Origin of the sequence: Paenibacillus sp. S-38, from assembly GCF_049942825.1 — a bacterium.
In the GTDB taxonomy this organism is placed as follows: Bacteria; Bacillota; Bacilli; order Paenibacillales; family NBRC-103111; genus Paenibacillus_G.
In genome coordinates this window covers 2259576-2282413 of the sequence record NZ_CP187970.1, presented here as the reverse complement: position 1 = coordinate 2282413, position 22838 = coordinate 2259576, and the positions used below count along the sequence as shown (strand labels likewise).

Annotated in this window: 16 protein-coding genes; 4 read left to right on the top strand and 12 right to left on the bottom strand. The window is 53.0% G+C overall.

Going from position 1 to position 22838, the window contains the following annotated elements:
- Positions 1 to 95: 95 nt before the first annotated feature.
- Together ACP26L_RS10775 and ACP26L_RS10770 are read right to left on the bottom strand one after the other, a co-directional pair.
- A complete protein-coding gene (locus ACP26L_RS10775) occupies positions 96 to 1490 on the bottom strand; it encodes a family 43 glycosylhydrolase (protein WP_426452524.1) in 1395 nt (464 codons plus the stop codon).
- Positions 1487 to 3265: a histidine kinase gene (locus ACP26L_RS10770; protein WP_426452523.1), complete on the bottom strand. Its 1779-nt coding sequence runs from the start codon at positions 3263 to 3265 to the stop codon at positions 1487 to 1489. The genes ACP26L_RS10775 and ACP26L_RS10770 overlap by 4 nt, the downstream gene beginning before the upstream one ends.
- Positions 3266 to 3466: 201 nt before the next feature.
- Between ACP26L_RS10770 and ACP26L_RS10765 the strand changes: the two genes are divergently transcribed.
- On the top strand, positions 3467 to 3937 hold the full coding sequence (locus tag ACP26L_RS10765) for a DinB family protein (RefSeq protein ID WP_426452522.1): 471 nt from the start codon (positions 3467 to 3469) through the stop codon (positions 3935 to 3937).
- Between the two features lie 129 nt (positions 3938 to 4066).
- Here the strand turns inward: ACP26L_RS10765 and ACP26L_RS10760 are convergent, their stop codons facing one another.
- Positions 4067 to 4981: a DMT family transporter gene (locus ACP26L_RS10760; RefSeq protein ID WP_426452521.1), complete on the bottom strand. Its 915-nt coding sequence runs from the start codon at positions 4979 to 4981 to the stop codon at positions 4067 to 4069.
- A gap of 219 nt (positions 4982 to 5200) precedes the next feature.
- Here ACP26L_RS10760 and ACP26L_RS10755 point away from each other — a divergent pair, with 219 nt between their 5' ends.
- Positions 5201 to 5953 (top strand): DeoR/GlpR family DNA-binding transcription regulator, encoded by a 753-nt coding sequence (locus ACP26L_RS10755; protein WP_426452520.1) that lies wholly within the window; start codon positions 5201 to 5203, stop codon positions 5951 to 5953.
- Between the two features lie 140 nt (positions 5954 to 6093).
- Here ACP26L_RS10755 and iolB read toward each other — a convergent pair whose 3' ends face one another.
- From iolB to ACP26L_RS10715, 8 genes are all read right to left on the bottom strand, one after another.
- Positions 6094 to 6912: a 5-deoxy-glucuronate isomerase gene (gene iolB / locus ACP26L_RS10750; RefSeq protein ID WP_426452519.1), complete on the bottom strand. Its 819-nt coding sequence runs from the start codon at positions 6910 to 6912 to the stop codon at positions 6094 to 6096.
- 203 nt (positions 6913 to 7115) lie between these two features.
- A complete protein-coding gene (locus ACP26L_RS10745) occupies positions 7116 to 8786 on the bottom strand; it encodes an ABC transporter substrate-binding protein (RefSeq protein ID WP_426452518.1) in 1671 nt (556 codons plus the stop codon).
- 31 nt (positions 8787 to 8817) lie between these two features.
- Positions 8818 to 9717, bottom strand: a complete 900-nt coding sequence (locus tag ACP26L_RS10740; RefSeq protein WP_426452517.1) for a carbohydrate ABC transporter permease — start codon at positions 9715 to 9717, stop codon at positions 8818 to 8820.
- Between the two features lie 42 nt (positions 9718 to 9759).
- Positions 9760 to 10719, bottom strand: coding sequence for an ABC transporter permease (locus ACP26L_RS10735; protein ID WP_426452516.1), 960 nt, complete (start codon positions 10717 to 10719; stop codon positions 9760 to 9762).
- Between the two features lie 118 nt (positions 10720 to 10837).
- Positions 10838 to 12388 carry a response regulator transcription factor gene (locus ACP26L_RS10730; RefSeq protein ID WP_426452515.1) on the bottom strand — a complete coding sequence of 517 codons (1551 nt, stop codon included), beginning with the start codon at positions 12386 to 12388 and terminating at the stop codon, positions 10838 to 10840.
- Complete coding sequence (locus tag ACP26L_RS10725; RefSeq protein ID WP_426452514.1) at positions 12381 to 14159, bottom strand: sensor histidine kinase; 1779 nt, start codon at positions 14157 to 14159, stop codon at positions 12381 to 12383. The genes ACP26L_RS10730 and ACP26L_RS10725 overlap by 8 nt, the downstream gene beginning before the upstream one ends.
- A 908-nt stretch (positions 14160 to 15067) precedes the next feature.
- Positions 15068 to 16015 (bottom strand): glycoside hydrolase family 113, encoded by a 948-nt coding sequence (locus tag ACP26L_RS10720; RefSeq protein WP_426452513.1) that lies wholly within the window; start codon positions 16013 to 16015, stop codon positions 15068 to 15070.
- Positions 16016 to 16077: 62 nt separating this feature from the next.
- Entirely contained in the window at positions 16078 to 18234 is a 2157-nt protein-coding gene (locus tag ACP26L_RS10715) for an alpha-galactosidase (protein WP_426452512.1), read from the bottom strand.
- 127 nt (positions 18235 to 18361) lie between these two features.
- Between ACP26L_RS10715 and ACP26L_RS10710 the strand changes: the two genes are divergently transcribed.
- Positions 18362 to 19207 carry an AraC family transcriptional regulator gene (locus ACP26L_RS10710; RefSeq protein WP_426452511.1) on the top strand — a complete coding sequence of 282 codons (846 nt, stop codon included), beginning with the start codon at positions 18362 to 18364 and terminating at the stop codon, positions 19205 to 19207.
- On the opposite strand, the gene ACP26L_RS10705 is transcribed toward ACP26L_RS10710, so the two are convergent.
- On the bottom strand, positions 19176 to 21191 hold the full coding sequence (locus tag ACP26L_RS10705) for a glycosyl hydrolase (protein ID WP_426452510.1): 2016 nt from the start codon (positions 21189 to 21191) through the stop codon (positions 19176 to 19178). The two genes, ACP26L_RS10710 and ACP26L_RS10705, sit on opposite strands and share 32 nt — an antisense overlap.
- A 641-nt stretch (positions 21192 to 21832) precedes the next feature.
- Here ACP26L_RS10705 and ACP26L_RS10700 point away from each other — a divergent pair.
- The gene (locus tag ACP26L_RS10700; RefSeq protein ID WP_426452509.1) at positions 21833 to 22825 is read left to right on the top strand and encodes an ABC transporter substrate-binding protein; all 993 of its coding nucleotides are present in this window, start codon (positions 21833 to 21835) and stop codon (positions 22823 to 22825) included.
- The last annotated feature ends 13 nt before the right edge of the window (positions 22826 to 22838 follow it).

Sequence of the window (22838 nt, the reverse complement as noted above, 5' to 3'; positions counted from 1 at the left end):
TCGTGCATATCCGTTTATGGTTTGAAGCTTCCAAAGCGCCTTCCATAATACAAACGTCCCCACCCGTAAACCGAATGGAGACGTTTCTACCCTGGCTATAGCCTTCGATATTGAAAGTTCTTGAATGTGGCCTTCCCTTGTCCAAGGGCGTCCAAACCGATCCGCAGCGCAAGGAATCCCCCCAAGGCATTGTGATGGAAACTGGACGCTTCAAAGGAGTGGGGGAATTTGGTCCACTCGCTGCCGTCATGGCTATAGTAAAAAATCACTTCATGATTTACGCTGCGCAGCCGCAGATGTACGCTGCTGCCGATGTACGGAATACAAGGCGTATGCCACCCGCGCAGGATTCCATACAACCCCTCCGCCGATATCCCCATACCGCTGTAATACGTCCCATTATAAAAGAGCAGGAGCCTGCCCTGAGTGCCTTGTTGTACGGTGACTTCCACTTGAACCTCGTAGTGATGGTCCTCCGGCATATACACCAGCGGCGATACCCGCTCCGAGGCGTGAAGCTCGATGGTATCTCCCTTTACAGCATACCGGTCTTTATCGTGCTCCTTGAAAAAGCTCCACTGCAGTCCAAGCCCATTCGGAGTCTCGGACCGAGGCCTGCCATGAGCTGTGTCCACGCTTTCCTTCGGCTTACGAATCGGCATATCCGGGGATACGTCCGAAGGCACCCGAAACCAGCCGTCTTCCGTCCATTCGATCGGCTCCAATAACGTCTGCCGTCCCAGGGTGTAGTAGTTTTTTTCGTAAGCATGGTACACGATCCACCAGTCCCCGTCCGGCGTGTCCACCAGGGTGCCGTGCCCCCTCGAACACCAGCGTTCATCACGGCTCCCGGTTCGTATGATCGGATTGTACGGCGAGTTCTCGAATGGCCCCCACGGAGATCTGGAGCGTGCCGAGATGACCATATGACTCGTCGGGGGGCCGGAGGTTCCCCCTTGCGCAGAAGTCAAATAGTAATAGCCATTGCGATAGGTCAGCTTGGGGGATTCCAGAAACTTGCCTTCCACCACCCAGTCTTCCGGGAAATCCCAGCCGTCGTATACCTGACGTGTCTCGCCGGAGATCGATAGTCCATCCGGGGACAGCTTGGTGATGCAGCCCCCGCCGGTATGCAAATATCGGTTTCCCTCCGGATCGGCCACATGACCGGGGTCGATGGCCTTAAGGCCTAAATCCACAGGCTCACTCCAAGGACCTTCCGGCGCCGGCGCGGATAACGCCATGATCTTCCCATCTACAGGTACATAGATATAATAGCGCCCCTGATGCCGGGTGAAATCCGGCGCCCAGACATCCCCTATGTACGATTCAAGCACTTTGCCCACGGGTGTCCAATTGACCAAATCCCTGGAATGCCAGATGAGCAGCCCCGGAGCGAAGGTAAAGCTCGAGTGCGTCATGTAATAGTCGTCCCCGACGTGCAGGACAGCTGGATCCGCATAGTCCCCTGCCAACCAGCTTTTCATCATCCACCACCATAGCTCTGAGCATCATAAAAGTCCTCCTTCGAACGCGTTGGGATTACAATGGAGATGACGGTGCCAAGCCCTCTCCCGCTCTCAATGTGCAGATGGGCCTGACCTGCGAAGTACCGTCTAAGCAGCCGGTTGACATAAGAGAAACCGATGCCAAGACCGCGTCGATCCGGCTGCTCCTCCTCCTCCAGAAGCCGCTTGATCTGCTTCTCGTCCATTCCGGCGCCGCTGTCGGATACTTGAATCGTCATCCGGCGGCTGTCATTCGGATAAATATGAACCCGGATGGCTTCGTTCTGTTCTCCCCCTCCGTGATACAGGGCATTCTCAAGCAGCGGCTGAAGCAAGAATCGGGGAATCGCTGCTCCCAGTACCCGCGAGTCGATGTCCAAAATGATATCGAATTCATAATCATAGCGGATCCGCTGCAGCTCAATATAGTTTCGGAGAGCCTCAACTTCATCTGCCACAGTTACGATAATACTCTGCTTGCCCAGGTTATACTGCAGAACTTTGACCAATAACGTCACGAGACGGTGAATTTCCTTTTGACCGTTCATGCGTGCAAGCCATTGGACCGTATTTAACGTGTTATGCAGGAAGTGGGGATTGATTTGGCTTAGCAGCTTCTCAATCTCCAGTTCACTCTTCCTCTTCTCATTCAGCTCGGCCGTTGAAATCAGCTCGGCAATTTGCTGCTTCATCGATTTAAAGTTGTTGAGCACGACATCAAACTCTTCTACCCTTGTAGATTGCACGGGAGCATGAACGTTGTGGGAAATATTGATCATCTCCCGGTTCATCCTTCGAAGCAGGCCGTACACAGAGCGCCAAATGAGGTAAGCCAGAATCAGGGCAAACAGAACCGCAGCAATCAGAAGGAGAAAGATTTGATAGAACCACTTATGAATCTCGCTGTTGATCACAACCTCGCGTATGGCAGCGATGAGCTCCCAGCCCTGCTCGCTTTTGTAAGTGAACAGGCGAAAGCCGTCTGTCTTATCCGTACCGGCAATCCCCGTCTTCAAATGGGACAGCTCGGTATCCGTGAATCCCTCCGTATTTTTCATATACACGACCTGGCTGTCCCGGTCCATGAGCACATGGCTGACCTTCAGGCCATAGGTCTCGTCATTTAGGATGTTTTGAACCAGACTGAAGTTCGTCTCCAAATACACCATTAACTTTTGCCCGTTGTTCGTACTGACGTTTCTGGTGAGCGAGAAGACCAGGTTGTCGCTTCGGGAATAGAAGGTTTTGTGCGGACCGAAGAATGTGGCGCCTTGGAAATGGGTAAAGGGCTTGGCTCTTTCAATATCGAATCTCGGCGTGACCACCAAATTCTCAAATAGAACCGGGGTATCCGATCCCGGCAAATAATAATACATAAGACCCAGATTAGGGTTGGTGTAGTTGACAATATTCATTTTCTTGTTGATATCATCCTGCAGCTCCGACTTGTGAAAGGTATCCTGCGTTCGTAAATACTCAAACACCTCTTCCACCACCTGCCCGTCCACAGCAAACTGCTTGGAGGCAAACATCAGATTATTCAACGTATTCTCCAGCCCCGTCGCTTCCTGCTTCAGTGCCGCCCCAATCCCGGTTTCAATCTTGTTCACCATGATCGAATACGTTGTATAGTACGTAATGACTGCGAGCAGGACCAGAGGAAGCATACAGCCAAGCATCAGATAGATGACCAATTTGGTTTTAAACGTTTTAATCCGAAGGGTCATCCGGTTAGGCCAGCGAAGTTTCGGGCTCAAATCACAATCATCACCTTTTTCGACTCGGGATGATTCTAAGATACTTAGACCCATGAATAATAGCAAGCTAATTTCTTCAACCGGGAACGCTGGAGGCAGAAGCATCCTTCACGCAAATGAGCGTTGGTAGTTATGCAGAGGCATGATAGAATGAAAGGGAATATAAGGTAAGAGATCAGGGACGATGGAGGTCGAACGATATTGCAAACGATTCGTAAGATGTTCGCGCACGTGGATTGGGCGAACCGCGAGCTGCTTGAGGCACTGCGGGCCGCACCTGCGGAAAAAGCCGAAAAAGCATCGATTCTATTCCTGCACGTGCTTCAAGCGGAGCACATCTGGCTGACCCGTCTACGCGGGGAGAGCACCGAGGGTCTCCCGCTATGGGAGGACCATGCCGATCTCGCCGTTTGTGCTGCGCTGATCGAAGCGAACGGCAGCGGCTTCCCGGCTTGGCTCGACGCTTTGCCGGAAGACCGATTGGACAAGCCGATAGCGTACCGCAGCCAAGCCGGAGTCCCGTTCGAGTCGTCCCCCCGGGACATATTGATTCATGTAGCTCTGCACGGCCAGTACCACCGCGGGCAGATCAACGCCGCGCTCCGCGCTGGCGGGATAGAGCCGGCCGCCGTGGATTACATCCTGTACGCGCGGCTCGATGCCGACGCTTGATCTAAAGAGATCATGATCAATGAAATGTTCCATGATCCTGTTCTCTTCAGGTTCGCTTCAAACGGCAAAGAAGGCTGCAGACCATCTGCAGCCTTCTTGCCGTTAGTATCAAAGCCTATGTTACGGCCATCAAGCGCCCTTGACATCCAATCCAGCCTTCGGCTCACGCGGCAGCCGCCGCCTCATGTTCGTAATCGCGACGCCGGCCAAGATCAGCACGCCGCCGCCGAGCTGCGCGAGCAGGATCGGGTCGCCCAGCACGAAATGGCTGACGATAATCGCGATGAACGGCGGGATGTTCATGAACATGGCGCTCATGGACGCCCCGGCTGACGCGATGCCCTGGTTCCACCAGAAGCCCGCCAGCCCTTGGCCGATAACAGCTACGCAGACGAGCAGCACCCAGGTGAACACCTGATGGCTGATATGCAGGTCTCCGCTCAGCGCTTCTACCGCAACGGCCGGCGACATGAGGAGCGTACCGATCACTGTAGAGTAGATCGTCACCTCGTAAGAGCTCATCGCCGTCGTCAGCTTGCGGATGAACAGCAGGCTGACCGACATGCCCAGCATCGCGGCAAGCAAATACACGTCGCCGTGGGAGATGCCCAGCTGCTTGCCGCCGTACAGCACGATGCAGACGACGCCGATGAGCGCCACAACGGTTCCCGCCAGCTTCTGTCCGGTGATCGCCTCCTTGAGGAACACGCGCGACAGCAGCGTCGTCGCGATCGGGGACAGTGCGATGATCAGCGCGGCGTTGCCCGCTGTCGACTCCTGCAGGCCGGTAAAATAAAACAGCTGGTTGATCAGCGTTCCGGTTATGCCGGCCATGAGCAGCAAGCCCCACTCCCGTCTTGTAGGCCGCCGCATCGATTGATGGATGAGCGCCACCGAAATGAGGAAGCACGACATGACGACCAACCGCGCAAAAGAAAGAAAAATCGGCGAGAAATCACGCAGCATGTACGCGCTCGCCACATAGTTGCCTCCCCAGAGCAGGGAGACGCCCCACAATTTAAGCAGTACCGTACGATCTGGCATGAACTATGGTTCTCCTTGATTTCTGTATTGGATACGCCCTCCGGCCCGACCCTCTTCCATAAAATCATAGTCCATCTCTTCTTCATTGTCACGCAGAATCCCAAGAATACAATTAGCCGCTCCATCGACCGGGCCCGGCTTATCGATTTCTGGCACATGAGGAGAATTTGAGCATCTTTATGATATAATGGTCATACCATAATTCAGGAGAATCAAAAGATGATCAAAACACAACGAATCAATCAGTTAAAGGAATATGTATTTGAACAAGGGACAGTTTCACTTGACGAACTGGTCGAACATTTTGGCGTATCTAAAAATACGATCCGCAGAGACATTGAGCCCTTGATTGCGACGGGAGTTCTAAAAAAAGTATACGGCGGGGTATCCGTCAATCACTCTACCTTGGTCGTATTTAGTGAAAGAAAAGATCAAAACCTCACCAAGAAACAGGAAGTTGCCAGGCTTGCAGCTGAATTTATAGACGACGGTGACGTGATTTTCGTAGATTCCGGAACGACCACACTGGAATTGATTCATTTTATAAAGAAAAAGCAGCTGACGATCGTCACCAACAATTTTGATTTTATGCAAGAGGCCAAACCTTTTCCTGCGCTGACGATTTTTTCGACGGGAGGCATGTTGGAACGATCGACCAATTCGTTTGTCGGATTTCAAAGCATTGAATTTTTACAAAAGTACAATATCAATAAAGCATTCATCTCAACCTCCGGTATTTCCATAACGAACGGAGTCACCAATGCTTCCCCTTTGGAAACCGAGATCAAGAGTACGGTTGTGAAGAAAAGCCTGCAGGTTTATTTGATGCTGGATGACAGCAAGTTCGACAAACATGCTTTGACGACATACTGTTCCTTAGGCGATCTCGATTACATCGTCACCAACAGCAAACCCGGAGAAATCTATCAACAGTATGCGTTGGAACAGCACATCACCATTGTTACCCCATAGCCAAGCGTAAAGAGCGCCAACTCCTTTTGGCGCTCTTAGCTATGATTGAACCGCTCTGCTGTTCCAGTTCACTTCAGCCCATGTTCCTCCACATAACACATAATGGGTAAAATCCATGGTCTCTTCTATGGGCCGGTTATTCAATCACGATTCAAAATCCATTCGTGTGCAGGATCATTGTAAAACTTCCAGATGCGCTTGGGCCCTGCCATAACATTCAAGTAATACGATGTGTAGCCGTCCGGCACGCCGACCGGGTGATAGCCTGCAGGAACCAGAACGACATCCCCATGCTCAACGGCCATCGTTTCATCAATGCTCCGGTCATCCGTATACACCCGCTGGAAGACGAAGCCCTGCTGCGGATTCAGTTCGTGGTAATACGTTTCTTCCAGCAAAGACTCTTCCGGTAAATGATCCCGGTCATGTTTATGGGGCGGGTAGCTGGAAAAGTTCCCTCCTTCCGTAAACACTTCCACAACAAGCAAACTGTTCGCGGAAGGATTGTGATCCGGCAGAATGTTATGTACGGTACGTTGGTTCTGATACTTGCCGCGATGCTCCACGCCCACATCCTTGGCCGTGATGAGTTTGGTAGGAAGCTGTTCGTTAGAAGGGGCGTAGCATAATGCGACCCTCGCATCTTCGACTGCCACGGCCCGAAAGGTTCTGTCATTGGATACATATACGCTGTCGGTAGGCTTCTTTTCGAAGACGCTGTCTCTCGTACCGATCCCTTCAAACGTCTGCTCCCCGTCCGAAACGGTGATTTTCCCTCTCAGCGCAACGATGCAGCACTCTTCCCCCTTCAGCGCTTCCTCATAATACGCGCCTTCTTTCATGTCAATGACTTTAAAACCGACATAGCTCAGTATCGAATCCTTAGCCAAAATCTCATGCACGATCGTTACGCCGCCCAACTTGGTGTTATCCGCTTTACGAAGCAATTGGACTGACATGATCAAATCCCTCCTTTTTGTGCACCCTGCTGCTCTCCCGCAACAAAAACAACAAAGTTTTGATTATATTTTGGTTATGTTTTTATCATAAATAATTAAAATATAGCCGTCAAGCGAAAAGACCCTAATGGAATGGACAATCCTTCAATAACAAAAGAAGGCAGTGCCCAGTTGAACCTGGACCTGCCTCTTCCTTGCCTGTACTATTCGTTAAACAATGCAATCCGCTCCTGGAGAAGCCCCTCGAATTGACTCTCCAGCTTGTGAACCCCGGCGGCCTCCAGCTCCTTTTGGTAGGAAGCCCAGCGCTCTTCGAACAGATCCGTCTTGGACATAATGATCTCCGGAATCCGCTTGCGGGTCACTTGGGTCAGCTTCTGCAGAATGAGTCCTCCGTCGGAATCCTGCGGAATGTTAATCTGCCAAGCCGCTCCCCAAGGCTTGACCGGGAACTCCGAGACTTTGGGGTACAGGTCCATCCACATCTTGGCTCCGTACTTGCTGAGAACTTCTTTTTCCGTCGCTGTATAGGAATCAATAATCTGCTGCTGGCTCTTCATGGAATAGGTTTGGCCGGATGGGTCTTGAACTCCGTCGCCATATTGGGGGAACGGATAACCGTATACGCCAATCCCCGTTTTCTTGCCGTACTGCGGATCTTTGTTCCGTTTCTCCATCTCATCGGCCGGTATGACACGTTTGCCGTCGACGATCTGGTGATGAATCCCCTCGACACCCCAGCTGTTCAGGATCTGGGCTTCATCGGAGCAGAGCCAGTCCAGGAACTGAATGGCACGGACAGGGTCCTTCGCACTCTTGGAGATCCCTACACCCGTCCCTCCTGAATACCCGGGACTTTGAAAATTCCGGTTTTTGAACTTCTCATTCAGGACGACAGGGTACATGCCGTACATTTTGTCTTCTTTCCCCGCCTGGCGAAGCGCCTGCTCCGGCTCCGCGTACTGCCATTTGGAATCAATGATGCCGAGAACACGGCCGGAAGCGATTTTGGCTTTATACTGATCGTACTTTTGGACGAAGCTTTCCGGATCGATGAGCCCGGAGTTGTACATGTGGTTCAGCCATTTGAAATACTCTTTCTCTTCAGGACGGGTGAGATGATACACGGGCTTCTTGGTATTGTCGTCAATGTACCATTCTCCATCGTCCGAGCCCCCGGTGGCGAATAAGGCCGGATTGGTCACCGATTGGGCGATGCGCCAATCGTCCGCGAGCAGCGACAGCCCCAGTGTGGGCTGCCCGTCAATGGTCGGGTGCTTCTCCATGTAGGTCTTGATCGCGTTTTCGTAATCCTGCACCGTCTTGATCTGCGGGTAGCCCAGCTCTTTCACAACCTGATGCTGAAGCTGGAATCCGTCTCTCGGCTCCCACTGCTGCTCGTTGACGCCAAAGCTGCCCAGGAAATAGATCGACTGGTCATCCTTGCTCCACCGCAGCCGTTTGAGATTGTCACCATAGAGCTTTTTGATGTTCGGCCCGTATTGTTCGATCAGCGGAGCGAGGTCGATCAAGCCCCCCGCATCCACCAGGATGTTCACATTGTTGTTGGCGAAAATCAGGTCCGGATATTCATTACTTGCGGCCATCAGGGAGAGCTTCTGCTTGGGGTCTCCGACCGGGTAGTCGACCTTCAGAGTCACACCTGTTTTTTCCTTGATCTTTTGTCCAACCGGGCTCTGCATATCTTCCCATTGGGTATTGAGTGTTGCGCTGAAGAAGCTTAAGGTGACCGGCGCCTTGCCATCACCGGTTGTACCTGCGGATGGCGCCGTCGACGGACTTTCCGAACAGCCGGTCGTCACCGCAAGCATAACGGCCATGGATAATGCTGCGGCCTTGGTTGTCTTTCTCATATGTACCCTCCTGAATCAGATCGGTTAGTAGTCAGCTCTTCACAGCCCCGAGCGTCAAGCCTTTCACGAAATACTTTTGCAAGAACGGATAGACGATAAGAATCGGCAGGGTGGCCGTAATCGTGATCGCCGCCCGGATCGACTCCGGTGACACCTGTGCGGATACGGAGGGATCGCCCACACGGGACAAGTCGCCGCTCGTCCCTGCCTGAGTATTGGACAGGATTTTCATCAACTCATACTGCAGCGTGGTCAGTTCAGCGGTTCCACTGTTATACAGGAACGTATCGAACCAGGAATTCCACTGTCCTACCGCAATAAACAGGGCGATCGTGGCCAGCACGGGCTTACAGAGCGGAAGAATAATTTTGAAGAAAATCGTAAGATCATTAGCCCCGTCCAGCTTCGCGGACTCCTGCAGAGAGATCGGCAGCCCGTCCATATAGGAGCGAATGACAAATACATTCCAGGCATTGACGAGTCCGGGCAGAATGTAAACCCAGAACGTATTCATGAGATGCAGCTCGCGCATCAGCATGTAACCCGGAATCAAGCCGCCGGAAAAGTATAGGGTGAGTACAAAGATCAGGGAAATCGGCTTGCGGGCGATAAAGTCCTTGCGGCTGAGCACATAGGCTATCATCGAAGCACTGAGAATACCCAGGACCGTTCCGATGACCGTCCGGAGAACCGAGTTCTTGAAGGCCGTCAGCAGGTTGCTGTACTGGAAGATTTGCTTGTAATTCTCCCAGGTAAACTCCCGTGGCAGGAGATAGATCGATCCCCGCACGGAGTCGACGGCATCGTTTAAGGATATCGCCAGCATATTCAGAAAAGGATACAGGGTCACAATCCCCATCGTAATCATAAAGAGGTACAAAAAGATTTCAAACAGACCGTCCGCCAGCTTTGTTTTCCATGCCAGGTTCAAATGACCTGTCACCTCCTGTTGTTTTGCCCGGATGCCCGGGAACTAGATGACGCTTTCGTTCGTCCACCGCTTGAATATCCGGTTCGAGATGAGCAGCAGCGTGATGGCGACGAAGGAATTAAAAATCCCGATGGCGGTGCCGTACGAATACCGGCCCAGATTAATGCCGTAGTTCAGAACATAGAGGTCCAGCACCTGGGCATAATCCTGTACCAATGCGTTGCCAAGAAGGAACTGCTTCTCGAATCCGATGGAGGTCAGCCAACCGATGGACAGAATCAGCATGACCATAAGCGTCGAACGGATCCCGGGTATCGTGATATGCCACATGCGCCGGAAGCGGCCGGCGCCGTCGACCTTCGCCGCTTCGTACAGCTCCGGATCGATCCCGGCGATAGCGGCCAGGAAGATGATCGAGTTCCAGCCCATTTCCTTCCACAAGTCCGATAGGGTGACGATAGCCCAGAACCATTTGCCCTGCGACATAAACTGGATGGGCTGGTCGATAATACCCAATCCCACAAGAACCTCATTCACAATGCCCCCGTCCGAAGACAGCATCTTCGTAATGATGCCGGCGGCGACGACCCAGGATACGAAGTGCGGCAGATAGGATACGGTTTGCATCACCCGTTTGAACAGCATCCAGCGGAGCTCGTTCAGCAGAATGGCGAACAGGATCGGTACGGTGTATCCGGCGATCAAGCCCATGAAGCTCATCGCCAGTGTGTTGCGCAGCACGAGGTAGAACATGGGGTCTTGAAACAGCATGACGAAGTTATCCAATCCCACCCACTCTTGCTCGCTGAACGAACGGCCCGGCTTGAATTTTTGGAAGGCCATGGTCCAGCCCCATAGGGGAAGGTAATTAAATACCAGCAGCCAGGCGACAAAAGGCAGAGACATCAGAAACAGATAACGTTGTTCGAACAGGATTTGAAGCTTTGATTTCTTCTTCGAAAGGGCTGCTCTTGCAGGCTGTAATGAGTTTGCGGTTTCCATCCAAATGTGTTCCTCCCCGATTAATGAATCCCCTTACAGCCTTCACTATACGGGAAAAAGAACGGTTACAATACCCTCGTGATCCGACATCCTTCATGTAATAATGTGACCTTCCCGCTCAGTCGGATTTGTATCTCCACTTGTCGGCATAAGCGGAAGGCGTCTCGCCCGTATACTCTTTGAATTTGAGATGAAAATAGTCCACAGAAGCATAGCCTACGGCGTCTGCGGTTTCATAGACCTTCGCGCCGGCGGCCAGCTTCTGCTTTGCTTTCTCGATCCGTACGCGGTGAAGGTAGGTGTTGAAGGGTTCGCCGGTTTGGGATTTGAACAGTTTGCCCAGATAGCTGCGGTTATAATGAAACCGCTCAGCCAGCGTCTCCAGCTTCAGATCCGATGAATAGTGCTCGGAAATGTAATGAAGGATGTTCATAAAATTCGCAGGTTTGCGCTCCTTGCTCCAGCGTTCCACGAAATAGAGCAGCTGGTCCTCCATATATTCCCGAACCGCACCAAGCGTGGGCTGCCTCTCTATCCCTTCAATCACCTCATGAAGCAGCGGACATACCGCTTGGATGCCCTCATCAACTCTCATCAGGCCCTTAACCAATTCGTTATATATGGCAGCAAAGCTTGCCTTCACCCGCTGCTCGTTCCATTCTCCCCTCAGCATCGCCGATTCGGCCTCCTTGAGCCGATCCCTTATTGCTTCGGTATCCCCCGAGGCAATGGCCTTGGCCGTTTCATCCGCACAGTGTTCGATCCGGAACGAAGCCGGGTCCGGCGCGAAGCAGGAGGCATCGTCCCGCGGCACGATCCACCGGCCCGACCTTGCGCCAAAAAACTTGCGTCCGATCTCGTCATACGCCTTCTGAAAAGATTCGGCGATCTGCTCCAGCTTGGGAACCCGCGGTCCAACAGCGTAGACAAGCTCGAGCCCAAGCTCCTCATCCCCACCCAAGAAACCCGGATTCTGCAGCCATTCCCCTTCCAGAGATTGGGCAAGAATACCGACAACCCGCTGGTAGGAGAAGGCGATCGCTTCCCGCTTGGAGGAAAGGCTGTCCGGCAGGCGCGAGAGGATCCACTCCCTGTCGCTCATCTCCAATTCCCTTCGTTCGTCGTCGATCAGAAGCACCTGGTAGGAAGACCAGGGAAGCTTCAGCGCGGCGGCCAGCAGGCCGTAGTCCTCTTCCGACAGCTCAGACCCGGCCCCCGTCCGAAAGAGCCGGTGAAGCTGCCGCTCCATCAGCAGCCGGCTGCTCTCTTCCAAGCGCTCCCGCTCCTTCCTCCTCATCTCCCACTCCTTATGGAGCACTTCGACCCTCTTGACGAGATCCGCCTGCTCGATCGGCTTCAGCAGGTAGCTTCTGACCCCAAACTCCGTCGCCCTCTGTGCATAGCTGAACTCGGAATAGCCGCTGAGCACGATAAAATCGCACCTGAGTCCCATTCCCCGGGCGGCTTCTATGACCTCAAGCCCGTCCAAACCGGGCATCTTCACATCAATGATCACGATGTCGGGCGCAAGCTCCCGGCACAGCCGGAGTCCGTCTATCCCATTGTCGGCCTCTCCACACAATCGAATCTCATACCGCTCCCAATCTATGATGCTGCGCAGCCCCTGCCGGATGATCGGCTCGTCGTCAATAATGAGCAGCTTATACATGATCTTCCCCTCCACCGGGCAAACGGATGCTGATTACCGTTCCCTTGTTTTCCTCGCTTGCCACTTCCAGGCCGTAAGGAGCCCCGTAATGAAGCCTCAGCCGTTGATGAACATTCCTGAGTCCGATCCGCTGGCCGGTATCGTCGAACGGCTCCTCCAGCGTCCGGACGATGTCTTCCACGCGTTCGGCCCGCATGCCGATGCCATTATCCCTTACCTCGATGTTCAGGAGGGAACCCTCCCGAATGATCTTGATCTGTACGACGCCCCGGCCCATCTTTTTTTCGATTCCGTGTATAATCGCGTTCTCGACAATGGGCTGCAGTACCATCGGCAGGATAACCATCCCCTCTGCCTCCTCTTTGTCCGGCAGCAGAAACGCGAGTTTATCACCAAAGCGGAAATGCTGGATCTCCAAGTACATCCTTACAATGTCCATCTCGCTGGCGAGCGAAATTTCCTCCTGGCCGATCTCCAGATTATGGCGGAGCAGGCGGCCAAGCGATTTCACAATATCCGCAATCTCCTCTTCGCCCTGAACGTGGGCTTTCATACGGACCGTTTCCAACACATTAAACAAGAAGTGCGGGTTGACTTGATTGGCGAGCATCCTGAACTTCATTTCCTTCTCCCGGAGCTCCAGTTCATGCCGCTGCCGCACAGCCTCATTGACTTGAAGCACCAGGTTTTCGATGCTTTTGACCATATAATTAAAATGCCGGGACAGCTGCCCGATTTCGTCTTTGCCCCGGATCACGGACCGAAGAGTGAAATCGCCTGACGCCACTTCGCGTATATCCTTGATCAAGGTGCCGATCCGGCTGCTGAGCGCTCCCGAGAAATAAAGGATGAGAAGAACAGCGAGCACCAGACTGCATGCCATGATGGCATAGGCAATGGCGCTGACCTGATTGGCTTCGAGCAGGATCGTATCCAGAGGAACAATACTTACGACGCGCAGGGAGTTATCGCTGTTCTCCAAGGAGATCGGCTGAATGATCATTTTCGCCGGCTGTCCTTCGTAAAGCGTATCTTGTACAACCGTTCTGCCGTCTCCCGCCGCCGCCAGGGACCGCCCTTGGAAGACCTTGCCGAGCAGTGAAGCGTCCTTGGCCGCAACCACTTCATCCTCATCCGTCAGGATCAGCGTCTCATAGGGCTCTTGAGAGATGATGGAGTTTAGTTTTTGCGAATTCATCGCAATGACCAGAATTCCGCTGAACTTCATGTTATTCCGGAAAATTTGGCGTACGAGGGAGAACTGCTTCTCATTGGCCTTGGTCGGGTCCGGAACCGGCGTCCATACGACCCTTCCCCTGTTCTTCATTACCTGCCGGTACCATAAAGCGGACCGCACTTCTTCGTTCAGGATAAAGAACGACCAGTTCTCGAGCAGCGTCTGATTCTCCGTATAGAAGCGGATCCCGCTGATTTCCTTATAGAGCTCCATGTATTTGGTGAATTCATGATATTCACTGTAGGCCTGGTACACTTCCAACCCATGGGTATACCGCTTTTCCGTCATCGCAATCAACTGGTTGTCAAAGTAGAAGTTAAACGAGACATTCAATGCAAGCTTTAACGTCTCTTCCACCTGCTTCTTGATCTTCTCCGCGTTATTCAGGGATTGCTCGACGGCATGCTCAACCGATTGCTCTTTCAGGGAATGGGTAAGCAGCACGCCAACCGTCAGCACGGGGAGGAACACGACAAGCAGATAGCTCATGGCTAATTTCTTCCGGATTTCAATGTTGTTGATGATCTCCGTCATCCAGCGGTACACCGGCATCGCCTCTCTTTGTTCGCCTTTCTATAACAAGCGTGTGATTACAGCTTCTAGTGTCCACTAGTATACAGGAACGTTCGAAACAATTTAATGGAATAATGTAGCGGCTTTGGCGTTAAGCAAGCTAAACGCCTGTCGGAGTCCTTTAGGACGGATGCGTGCTAGTCCATACCTTGGTGCACGGGGTGGAATGGATATGGAGTTCCAACCGCTGTTGAAGTCGTGTCCCATTTGAATTTTTTAGTGGAAAGGACACGACTTCAAAGGCGGCCCGTAAACTTTCCACCCCATTCCCATTCCCTCTCTCATCTGCGCTCTGCTCCTTTGCAGCGGCTCTACCGGCCGCTGGGAGGCGGCGGGCCGGCTGTTCTTCGCCTGATCTGGCAGGAACCTATCTCACCGCCGTCCATATGAAGACTGAGGTGCGTGGGGCACGCCTGCCGGACGGATGGTTTCAGCTGCAGGCGGAGCTGAAAAGCTATTAGCTTCAAGTGCCGCGATCCGCGACCTGCCGTTCGAGCCGGAAGGTGTGGGGGGCAGCCTCCTCCGCCCGTAACCGATCGTTCGGCAGGGCGTCGAAACACCCCTTATAAAAATAACGGAAGTGAGGTATCTTATGGCGGTATTTCCCACCATTTCCTGGAATATAGCGGAACTCAGATGCCTTATGATGGGAAAACAGGCCTGGAAACCGCGCCTATCCCTACAATAGCGCATCTGAGTTCCTTTATTTCTGGCAGGAACCGTCGAAAAGCGGAAATGACGCACTGTACTTCCGTTATTTCGTAGACGGCTTGCTGTACCAGCGGAATCGAGCCTTGGCGAGGTATCAATTCTTAAAATGTAAATAAAGCCTAAGGCTCATGGCTTTAGGCTGTTGCTGCATCGCAATATTACTTGTTGTGATACCATTGCTTTAAGACAGACTCGGCACGCTTCCCGTAAATATCAAACCCCCGGTCCAGCTTCGCTTCCGAAAGAGGATACAACTTCACACTCCAATCCCACCAGAAATAACCGCCGAACCACGACTGGTCCCAAAATACTTTCATGACGGAGCTGTAAAAATTCGCCTGTTCTTCTTCACTGAAGGGAAGATCCGTATGTGAGAAATCCCAGGGCATGGTCGCGCAGCCCAGAGCACTGCGGCAGCCAATCTCCATAAACACGATCGGCTTGTTGAATTTCTTATGCAGTTTTTCCAGGTTGTCACGGACCCCAAGCCACTTCGTGATCATGTTTTCTTCCATATCCCCAGGTACACTTCCGACAGGGTAGTAGGCACTCGTTCCAATGAGATCCACCTGATCGAACCAGGCGACCCCCTCTTCCTTCCCATGGTTCGCATTATAGATTAAGGGTCCGGAATACACTTCCCGCACACGGGATATGACCTTGGTCCAACGTTCGGTCTGAGATTCCGTTTTGATCATTTCGCAGCCGACGCAGAACATCTCACATCCAAGCTCTTCCGCAAGCTCGGCATAGTGTACGAGAAAATGCGTGTAGGATTGGAACCAACGGTCCCAATATCGCTGGGACTGGCTCTCTTCCTCCGGAAATCCGATATGCGCCCGCCAGATCCCGTCCCGGGAATTGACGACCGGCTTGAGGCATACCTTCAGTCCCGCTGCCTTGGCCTCGGCTACCGCGAATTGGATATCCCGGTCCGTCATCGTATAGCCGTAATCAAACACGATCTCCGTGGAATGAACGGATTCCTGCCATGTCCAAAAGGACAGCGCCATCCACTCACTCCCCGTTTCTTTCAGCTTACGGATGGAGTCTACCGCCTCCGGTGTCCGATAGCTGCCCCGAGTGGCATTCCAGCCCCACGTCATCCCTTTACAAAAAAACCGTTCTGTAATGGTAACCCACTCCTTCGTTTGGAACGTTCATATCCTTACTGGTTGATGTATGCTTTTAGATAAAAAATCCTGCTCGTAAAGTCTCCCTGCAGCGGAGGAAGAGTCAACCCCCTGTGCATTAAGCGGTCTCCGCCGTAAGCCTCGCCGCTCTCTTCCAGAACATAATCATAACCGGCATTCAGCCCCTTGAGCCGCAGCAGCCTTTGCGGCCGATTCGGCTCCGCGAGCACCCGGAAGAAGCAGACCAGCGCTTCCGTTTGATCCTCGGACACGAACATCCACGCGGTTTCATTGCCGGCAAACGGACTCTTCAACCGGTAAAATTCCCCCTGCTGCACGAGAGGCCGGAAGCGTTTATATCGGGTGACCTGCGCGGTAACAAGTTCTTTCTCCTCTTCCGTAAACTTGGTAAGGTCGAGCTCGTATCCAAAGTTGCCTGACATGGCAACATCCCCGCGGGTCGTCAGAGGAGTCATACGGCCCACCTGATGATTCGGTACGGCGGAAACATGGGCGCCGATGGTGCTGATGGGATAAACCAAGCTCGTCCCATACTGGATCTTGAGCCGCTCGACCGCATCCGTATTATCGCTGGTCCAGGTTTGGGGCATGTAATACAGCATCCCCGGGTCAAACCGGCCGCCGCCGCTCGCACAGCTTTCGAACAGAATGTGCGGATAAGCGGAGGTCAGCCGTTCCAGCAGCTCATACAGGCCAAGGACATAGCGGTGGGCTGTTTCCATTTGGCGCTCCGGCGGCGCTGCCGCGGACCCGATCTCCGAAAGTCCCCGGTTCATATCCCATTTAATATAGGCAACCGGCACGGAGGAGAAGATCCGTGACAGCGCGTCGAAGAGATAGTCGCGAACCTCCAGGCGGGAGAGGTCCAGTACCAGCTGGGTACGGGCCAGCGTTCTTCGCCGCCCCTCCACATGCAGGCACCAGTCCGGATGTGTGCGATACAGGTCGCTGTCCGGCGAGACCATCTCGGGTTCCACCCAAAGTCCAAACTGCAGCCCCTGACAGTGGATTCGCTTAGCCAGCTCGTCTAAGCCATCGGGCAGCTTGCTGCGGTCCTCCACCCAGTCGCCCAGTGACGTCGTGTCGTCGTTCCGCTTGCCGAACCACCCGTCATCCAGCACAAACAGCTCGATCCCAAGCTCCGCCCCCGATTTGGCGATTGCCTCCAGCTTGTCCGCCGTAAAGTCAAAATAGGTCGCTTCCCAGTTGTTCACCAAAATAGGACGTTCCAGGTCCCGGTGGACGCCCCTGCACAGCCGGGTGCGGTACAGCTTGTGATACGTTCGGGACATGGCTCCAAGCCCATCGGCCGAATAGACCATAACGGCCTCCGGTGTCTGAAACGCTGAACCGGGTTCCAAGTGCCAAGCGAATTCAAAGGGATTAATGCCCATCGAGACGCGGACACTTCCCATGGAATCCACTTCGGCATCCGCCGTAAAGTTCCCGCTGTATACCAAACTGAACCCATACACCTCTCCTTGATCCTCGTCCGCGCCCGGAGACACCAGAGCAAGGAACGGATTGAGCTGATGGCTGCTCATGCCCCGTCTGCTCTCGAGCTTGAAGCTTCCCGGTCCAAGCGGCCGTCGTTCGACTTGTGTTTCCCGCGTCCAGGCTCCTGCGAGATAGAGCAGCTCATAATCGGACTTCTCCATATCGACGCTGGTACTCAGCGCCCGAAGAAGCCGTATGGCATCCCGTCCGCCGTTGATCAGCACAGCCGAACGCGTAATGGCATTAAATCCGGCAAACACCGTATAACGGAGCAGCACCCTCAGGCCGGAATAGACATCGCTTAGAATTAACTCGAGCGTCTGCGCCTCCTCATCCGATTCTACGTATACGGAGGGAAGACCCTTTAACTCCGGTTTGCCTGCATACACCCGGTAGTTCTGATAGACGAGTTCTGTGATTCTGCTGCCGTCGGGCAGCTGGACTTGATAGGCCGGGCTTCGAAAGTCTCCGCTCCCATACTGCGGATACTCCTGTGCGTACCGGTCCAGATTGGTATGCGTATATACGCTCAAGTTCGAGAGATTGCTGTCCTCACGCAGCGATTGGCCCCAATAGACATGCACAGGGTACCCGTTTACAATTTGCAGGATATAGCTGGTGTCTTTCGCCTTAAGGTGGAATGTCCGCGTTTGTTCGTCAACTAGGATTGGCACGTTTGTAACCTCCGTTTTTCTCAAATGCTCCATTTATCTTAGCGCCACAGAAGCAGCAAGGTAAATGGCAGCATACGTTGTGTATATGGTATAATGCTAGAAATTTAACGTTTCCTCGAGGGGTTCCATGATCGAATACCTGCCTAAACATACACAGATCAGAGATCTGCATCTGAATCAATACGGCATGGAGCAGTGCGTGCCCGGCCACTATTTCGGTCCCGCCGTGAGGGACCACTACTTGATCCACTTCGTATTGAGCGGAACCGGGATTTTTGAAACCGGACGCCAAACCTACCGGCTCTCGCAGGGGCAGGGCTTTCTAATCTGTCCCCACTCCATCACCTTTTATCAGGCCGATTCCCTCCATCCCTGGGAATACTGCTGGATCGGTTTTTCCGGGCTGCAGGCGGAGACTTTCTTGAAGCAGGCCGGCCTTCATTCGGATGCTCCCATCTTTACCTTCGATAGGAACGAAGAGTGGCATGCCTGTGTCTCGGCCATCATGGAATCGAAGCGAACCATCCTGGGGCGTGATCTCAAATTGACCGGGCTGCTCTATCTCATGCTGTCCCTTATCGTCCAAGATAACGCCACCACGGACACGGAGAACGCTGGAAACGACCGGAAGCAGTTCTATGTTACCAAGGTGCTTGATTTTATCGAAATGAATTATGCCAACCGGTTCTCCGTTGCCGATGTGGCCGATTTTGTTGGCTTAAACCGGAGTTATCTGTGCTCCTTGTTTAAGGAGCACATCCACTCCAGCATTCAGTCTTATCTTGTACAGTACCGGATTCAGAAAGCGTGTGAGCTTATGAACCAGAGGGAGCTTTCTATTGGTGATATTGCCCGCTCCGTTGGCTACGAGGATCCGCTGCTATTCTCCAAAATGTTCAGAAAAAACATGGGCGTATCTCCCAAGGAATATCGCACCCGCCTCAGAATGGGGGAGGTCCCTTGGGAACGGTAACGGTGGCAGACGCCCGGCCCGCATTGCCCGCATGATCGACCGCCTCATACGTGATGGTATAGACCCGGCCCTTTCCTTTACCGGACCTCTCCGCACGAAGCTGAATCGAGGTGTCATCGGTACCGATGTCGGCGCCTTGGATGTCCCCCGCCATGTCACCGTCGCCAAGCCCGTTATCCGGTTCATTACTCTTGACGGAGACCAGCTTTACGCTCTTTAGGCCGGAGCCGGAATCCTCCGCATCCCACTTAATATCAATGGTTTCGAGCTTGTGGTTCGGTACCCAGAGCACCGTCTGACTGGGCTGAAGCGTCAGGGTCGGGGCCGCCTTGTCGATATTCTCTACCACTGCGGTCACAGCTCCGGTCAAGCCATCCGCATCTACAAATTCGAAGGTGAAGCTGCCGTTCTCAACAAACGTATAGCTGGCAGCGCCTCCATTATTGGTAATCGTAACGGACTTGTCCGGCTTCATCGTCGCAACGACGTCCTGGTTCGTTGGCTCGGTCTCACTGTAGGCTACCGTCGCTGAGGGGGGGAGTTTGTATAAATCGGCCGGCAGTTCGTCCAGCGTAATCACGTAATCATGGTTGTAAACCTTGTTCAGATGAGCGGCCGTATTCACGATGCCGTCATTAATTATGCTCCCCGTCCATGTATTGAAGAAGCTCCAGTCCGCTCCGTAGGCTTGCAGCAGGTCCGGATCCGGAATCGGACCGTTCTCCGCGAGCGCGACGAGCTTCTTGTCCTTAACCAAGGAGACCAGGCTGTCATACTTGGCACTGATCGGATTATAATCTCCCGCAGGATTGTATATATCGATGCTGGCTATGTCCACGACATCATCGCCTGGATACCAATCCGCTTTCTCGGAGTTCCATACCCAGATGAGATTGTTCAAGCCGTGCTCGTTTGTCAGGCGGTCGTACATGAGACGCCATAGCTGCTGCGTGGGTTCGGGGCCTTTGGCGCCCCACCAGAACCAGCCTCCCTCCGCTTCATGTAGCGGCCTCCACAGAACCGGCACCCCCGCATCCTGTAAGCGCTTTAATTGGAATGCGATCGCGTCGATATCCCGGATCAGGAGCTGATAGTCCTCCGATTCCGGATGGTCCAGCGCGTACTTGACATCGAAGGTCGTGAACTCGGTGTAGAACCCCTTCCACCATTCTTTACCCGGCTCGTTGTAGAGTCCTTTCGGTGCGTTCCAGTGCCAGCACAGCGCCACGATGCCGCCGCGGTCCTGGTACCAGGAGATCATCTTCTCAATTTCATTCGAGGTGGCGCCGTATTCCACACGCGAAGGGGAATAATCCATGAGATCCGTCGAGAAGATAGCGGGATATTTCCCGGTTTGATCGTGAATCCATTCGATGCTCGAGAGCTCCTGCTGACCGGAAATGATTTTGTGGCCATACTGACTCACGAGGTAGCTCATTAATGCTTTCGTTTCAGCCGTCGCATTCGGGTTATTCAGCGAACCCGTGACATTGTGATCGTCTGGCGCAGCTGCTGCCGTTAACTTGATGTAATCGATGTAATAATATCCCCAGTTCGGTTCAATTACGATCGTATTAACCCCTGCTTGGAGCATCGTTTTCCCGCCTGAAACCTCAACGAAATTACTCGTTGCTGCGAATGAAACTTCGGAAGTCGCACCGTTGACGACCAAGTGCGTCTTCTTGTCTCCGAAGGGTGCGCTATAACCGATTGAAATATCGTACAATCCCGGAGCTCCTGCGTTGTAAGTTAGGGTCACTGATCCATCGCTCTTGAACGAAGCATAACCTTGGCCGGAGTAACCTGTTCCTTCTGTGCCGATCGAGACACTATCTTTCAACAAGCCGTTCTCGGCCTCAAGCTTAATGCTCTCCGCCGCCGGGATGGCGGAAGCGGCTTTCACGAAACGTTTCCCTTCATCCGCATCCGCGGCATGAACTCCGGCATTGGAACCTAACGATACCAAAAGCGAAGCTATCAACATAAGACGAATCATTCCGGAACCCTTTCTCAACCAATGAATCACTGTATTTATTCCTCCTTAAGACAATGGATGATGGTTACTAAGCTCTTTCTGCAATCGCTTTCTAAAAGGGATGAGCACCGCCCTTCTTTGTTATTTTGTTGTCAAAAACAGTACGACTGCCGGCAAATCAAGATTATCATCCTGTTAAACGAAAGGTAACCGGAGAAATCCGACATCAATCCTATAAAAATGAGCGTTATTCCGGTTCCCTTCCTCGTTAGGGTCGCGGCGGCCGGTTAGTGAAAGTCCGGGATTCGGCTTGGGCAGGCCCCTGCTGCAAAACCGGTGCGGCATACGTCTTATAAGAGAAAGGGAGGACGGCGCGGATATGGAGGAAGGCGTACAGGTACCCGAGCTGTTCTATCGTTTGTTCCGGGAGCATTACCCCGAGGTGGGAGGAAGCTCTATGCGTTGACCGCTGCATCCGCAACGATGACTCTCCCACCAGAACAGGAGTCATCTTTCAAACGAGGAGGACCATGACAAAATCGGTGTGTAAAACGGATATAATCCGACATGTACAACGGTAAAGGCGGCTCATATAATTGATAATAATTATCAATATCAACCAGATGCAGCCTTAAGGGGGAAGCCGTTCCATGAAAGCTTTACGAATGATGATGATTCTGCTGCTTGTGTGTGTGATCACCGCATGCGGCACATCTGCAAGTACAGGAATAAGCGGCAGCGATGCAACAGCGTCTGCCGGCACGACCGCAGCGGAGCAGCCTGCCGCAGAGGCGGAGAGAACGATTAAGCACGCGTTAGGCACCGTTACACTCAAGAAAAAGCCCGAGCGGGTAGTCGTGCTGTTTAGCGGCATGGTCGACAACGCGCTCGCCTTGGGTGTAAAGCCGGTCGGCGCCGTTGAGTCATGGGACCAAAAACCTTGGTATACCTTCCTGCGGGATAAAATGGACGGGGTTCAAAATCTGGGCAGCGAAGCACAGCCCAATCTGGAGGCGATCATTGCCCTGAAGCCGGACCTGATTATCGGAACGAAAACGCGTCATGAGAAAATCTATCCGCAGCTGAGCAGCATTGCCCCTACGCTCATCACGGAAGATCTTTTCAGTTGGAAGGAAAATCTGAAGATCAGCTCTGAGGCGCTGTACAAAGAAAAAGAGGCGGAGCAAATTCTAACCCAATGGGACAAGCGCGTTGCTGAATTCAAACAAAAGGTAGGCGACAAGCTGGGCCAAACCGAGATTTCGATTATGCGGTTCGAGGAAGACGGCAGCTCCCGGATCTATGTGACCGGGTTTGCGGGAACGATCTTTAAGGAACTGGGCCTCTCCCGTCCAAAATCGCAGCAGGTGGAAGGCAAGACGGTCATCAACCTGACCTCGAAGGAGCAGATGGCGCAGCTCGACGGCGACTATATCTTCGATATTACCCAACTGAACGCGGATGCTCCAGGCAAGACGCAAACGCAGAACGACTGGACTTCACATCCGCTATGGAAAAACTTGAAGGGCGTCAAGAACGGAAAGTATTTCAAAGTGGACGTCGTGACCTGGAATTTGAGCGCAGGCGCTTTAGCCGCTCAAGCCCTGTTGGAGGACCTGTACAAGTATTTCGAAATCAAGTAAGCAGACTGGACGA

What these genes read in the sequence shown, in the direction of transcription:
- iolB (WP_426452519.1), bottom strand. Translation starts at nt 6,912, where the DNA reads ATGTCAGTCCAATTGCTTCGTAAAGCGGATAACACCAAGTTGGGCGGC.
- ACP26L_RS10705 (WP_426452510.1), bottom strand. Translation starts at nt 21,191, where the DNA reads ATGTTGATAGCTTCGCTTTTGGTATCGTTAGGTTCCAATGCCGGAGTT.
- ACP26L_RS10720 (WP_426452513.1), bottom strand. Translation starts at nt 16,015, where the DNA reads ATGACGTGGGGCTGGAATGCCACTCGGGGCAGCTATCGGACACCGGAG.
- ACP26L_RS10775 (WP_426452524.1), bottom strand. Translation starts at nt 1,490, where the DNA reads ATGATGAAAAGCTGGTTGGCAGGGGACTATGCGGATCCAGCTGTCCTG.
- ACP26L_RS10735 (WP_426452516.1), bottom strand. Translation starts at nt 10,719, where the DNA reads ATGGAAACCGCAAACTCATTACAGCCTGCAAGAGCAGCCCTTTCGAAG.
- ACP26L_RS10730 (WP_426452515.1), bottom strand. Translation starts at nt 12,388, where the DNA reads ATGTATAAGCTGCTCATTATTGACGACGAGCCGATCATCCGGCAGGGG.
- ACP26L_RS10700 (WP_426452509.1), top strand. Translation starts at nt 21,833, where the DNA reads ATGAAAGCTTTACGAATGATGATGATTCTGCTGCTTGTGTGTGTGATC.
- ACP26L_RS10755 (WP_426452520.1), top strand. Translation starts at nt 5,201, where the DNA reads ATGATCAAAACACAACGAATCAATCAGTTAAAGGAATATGTATTTGAA.
- ACP26L_RS10745 (WP_426452518.1), bottom strand. Translation starts at nt 8,786, where the DNA reads ATGAGAAAGACAACCAAGGCCGCAGCATTATCCATGGCCGTTATGCTT.
- ACP26L_RS10710 (WP_426452511.1), top strand. Translation starts at nt 18,362, where the DNA reads ATGATCGAATACCTGCCTAAACATACACAGATCAGAGATCTGCATCTG.
- ACP26L_RS10760 (WP_426452521.1), bottom strand. Translation starts at nt 4,981, where the DNA reads ATGCCAGATCGTACGGTACTGCTTAAATTGTGGGGCGTCTCCCTGCTC.
- ACP26L_RS10725 (WP_426452514.1), bottom strand. Translation starts at nt 14,159, where the DNA reads ATGACGGAGATCATCAACAACATTGAAATCCGGAAGAAATTAGCCATG.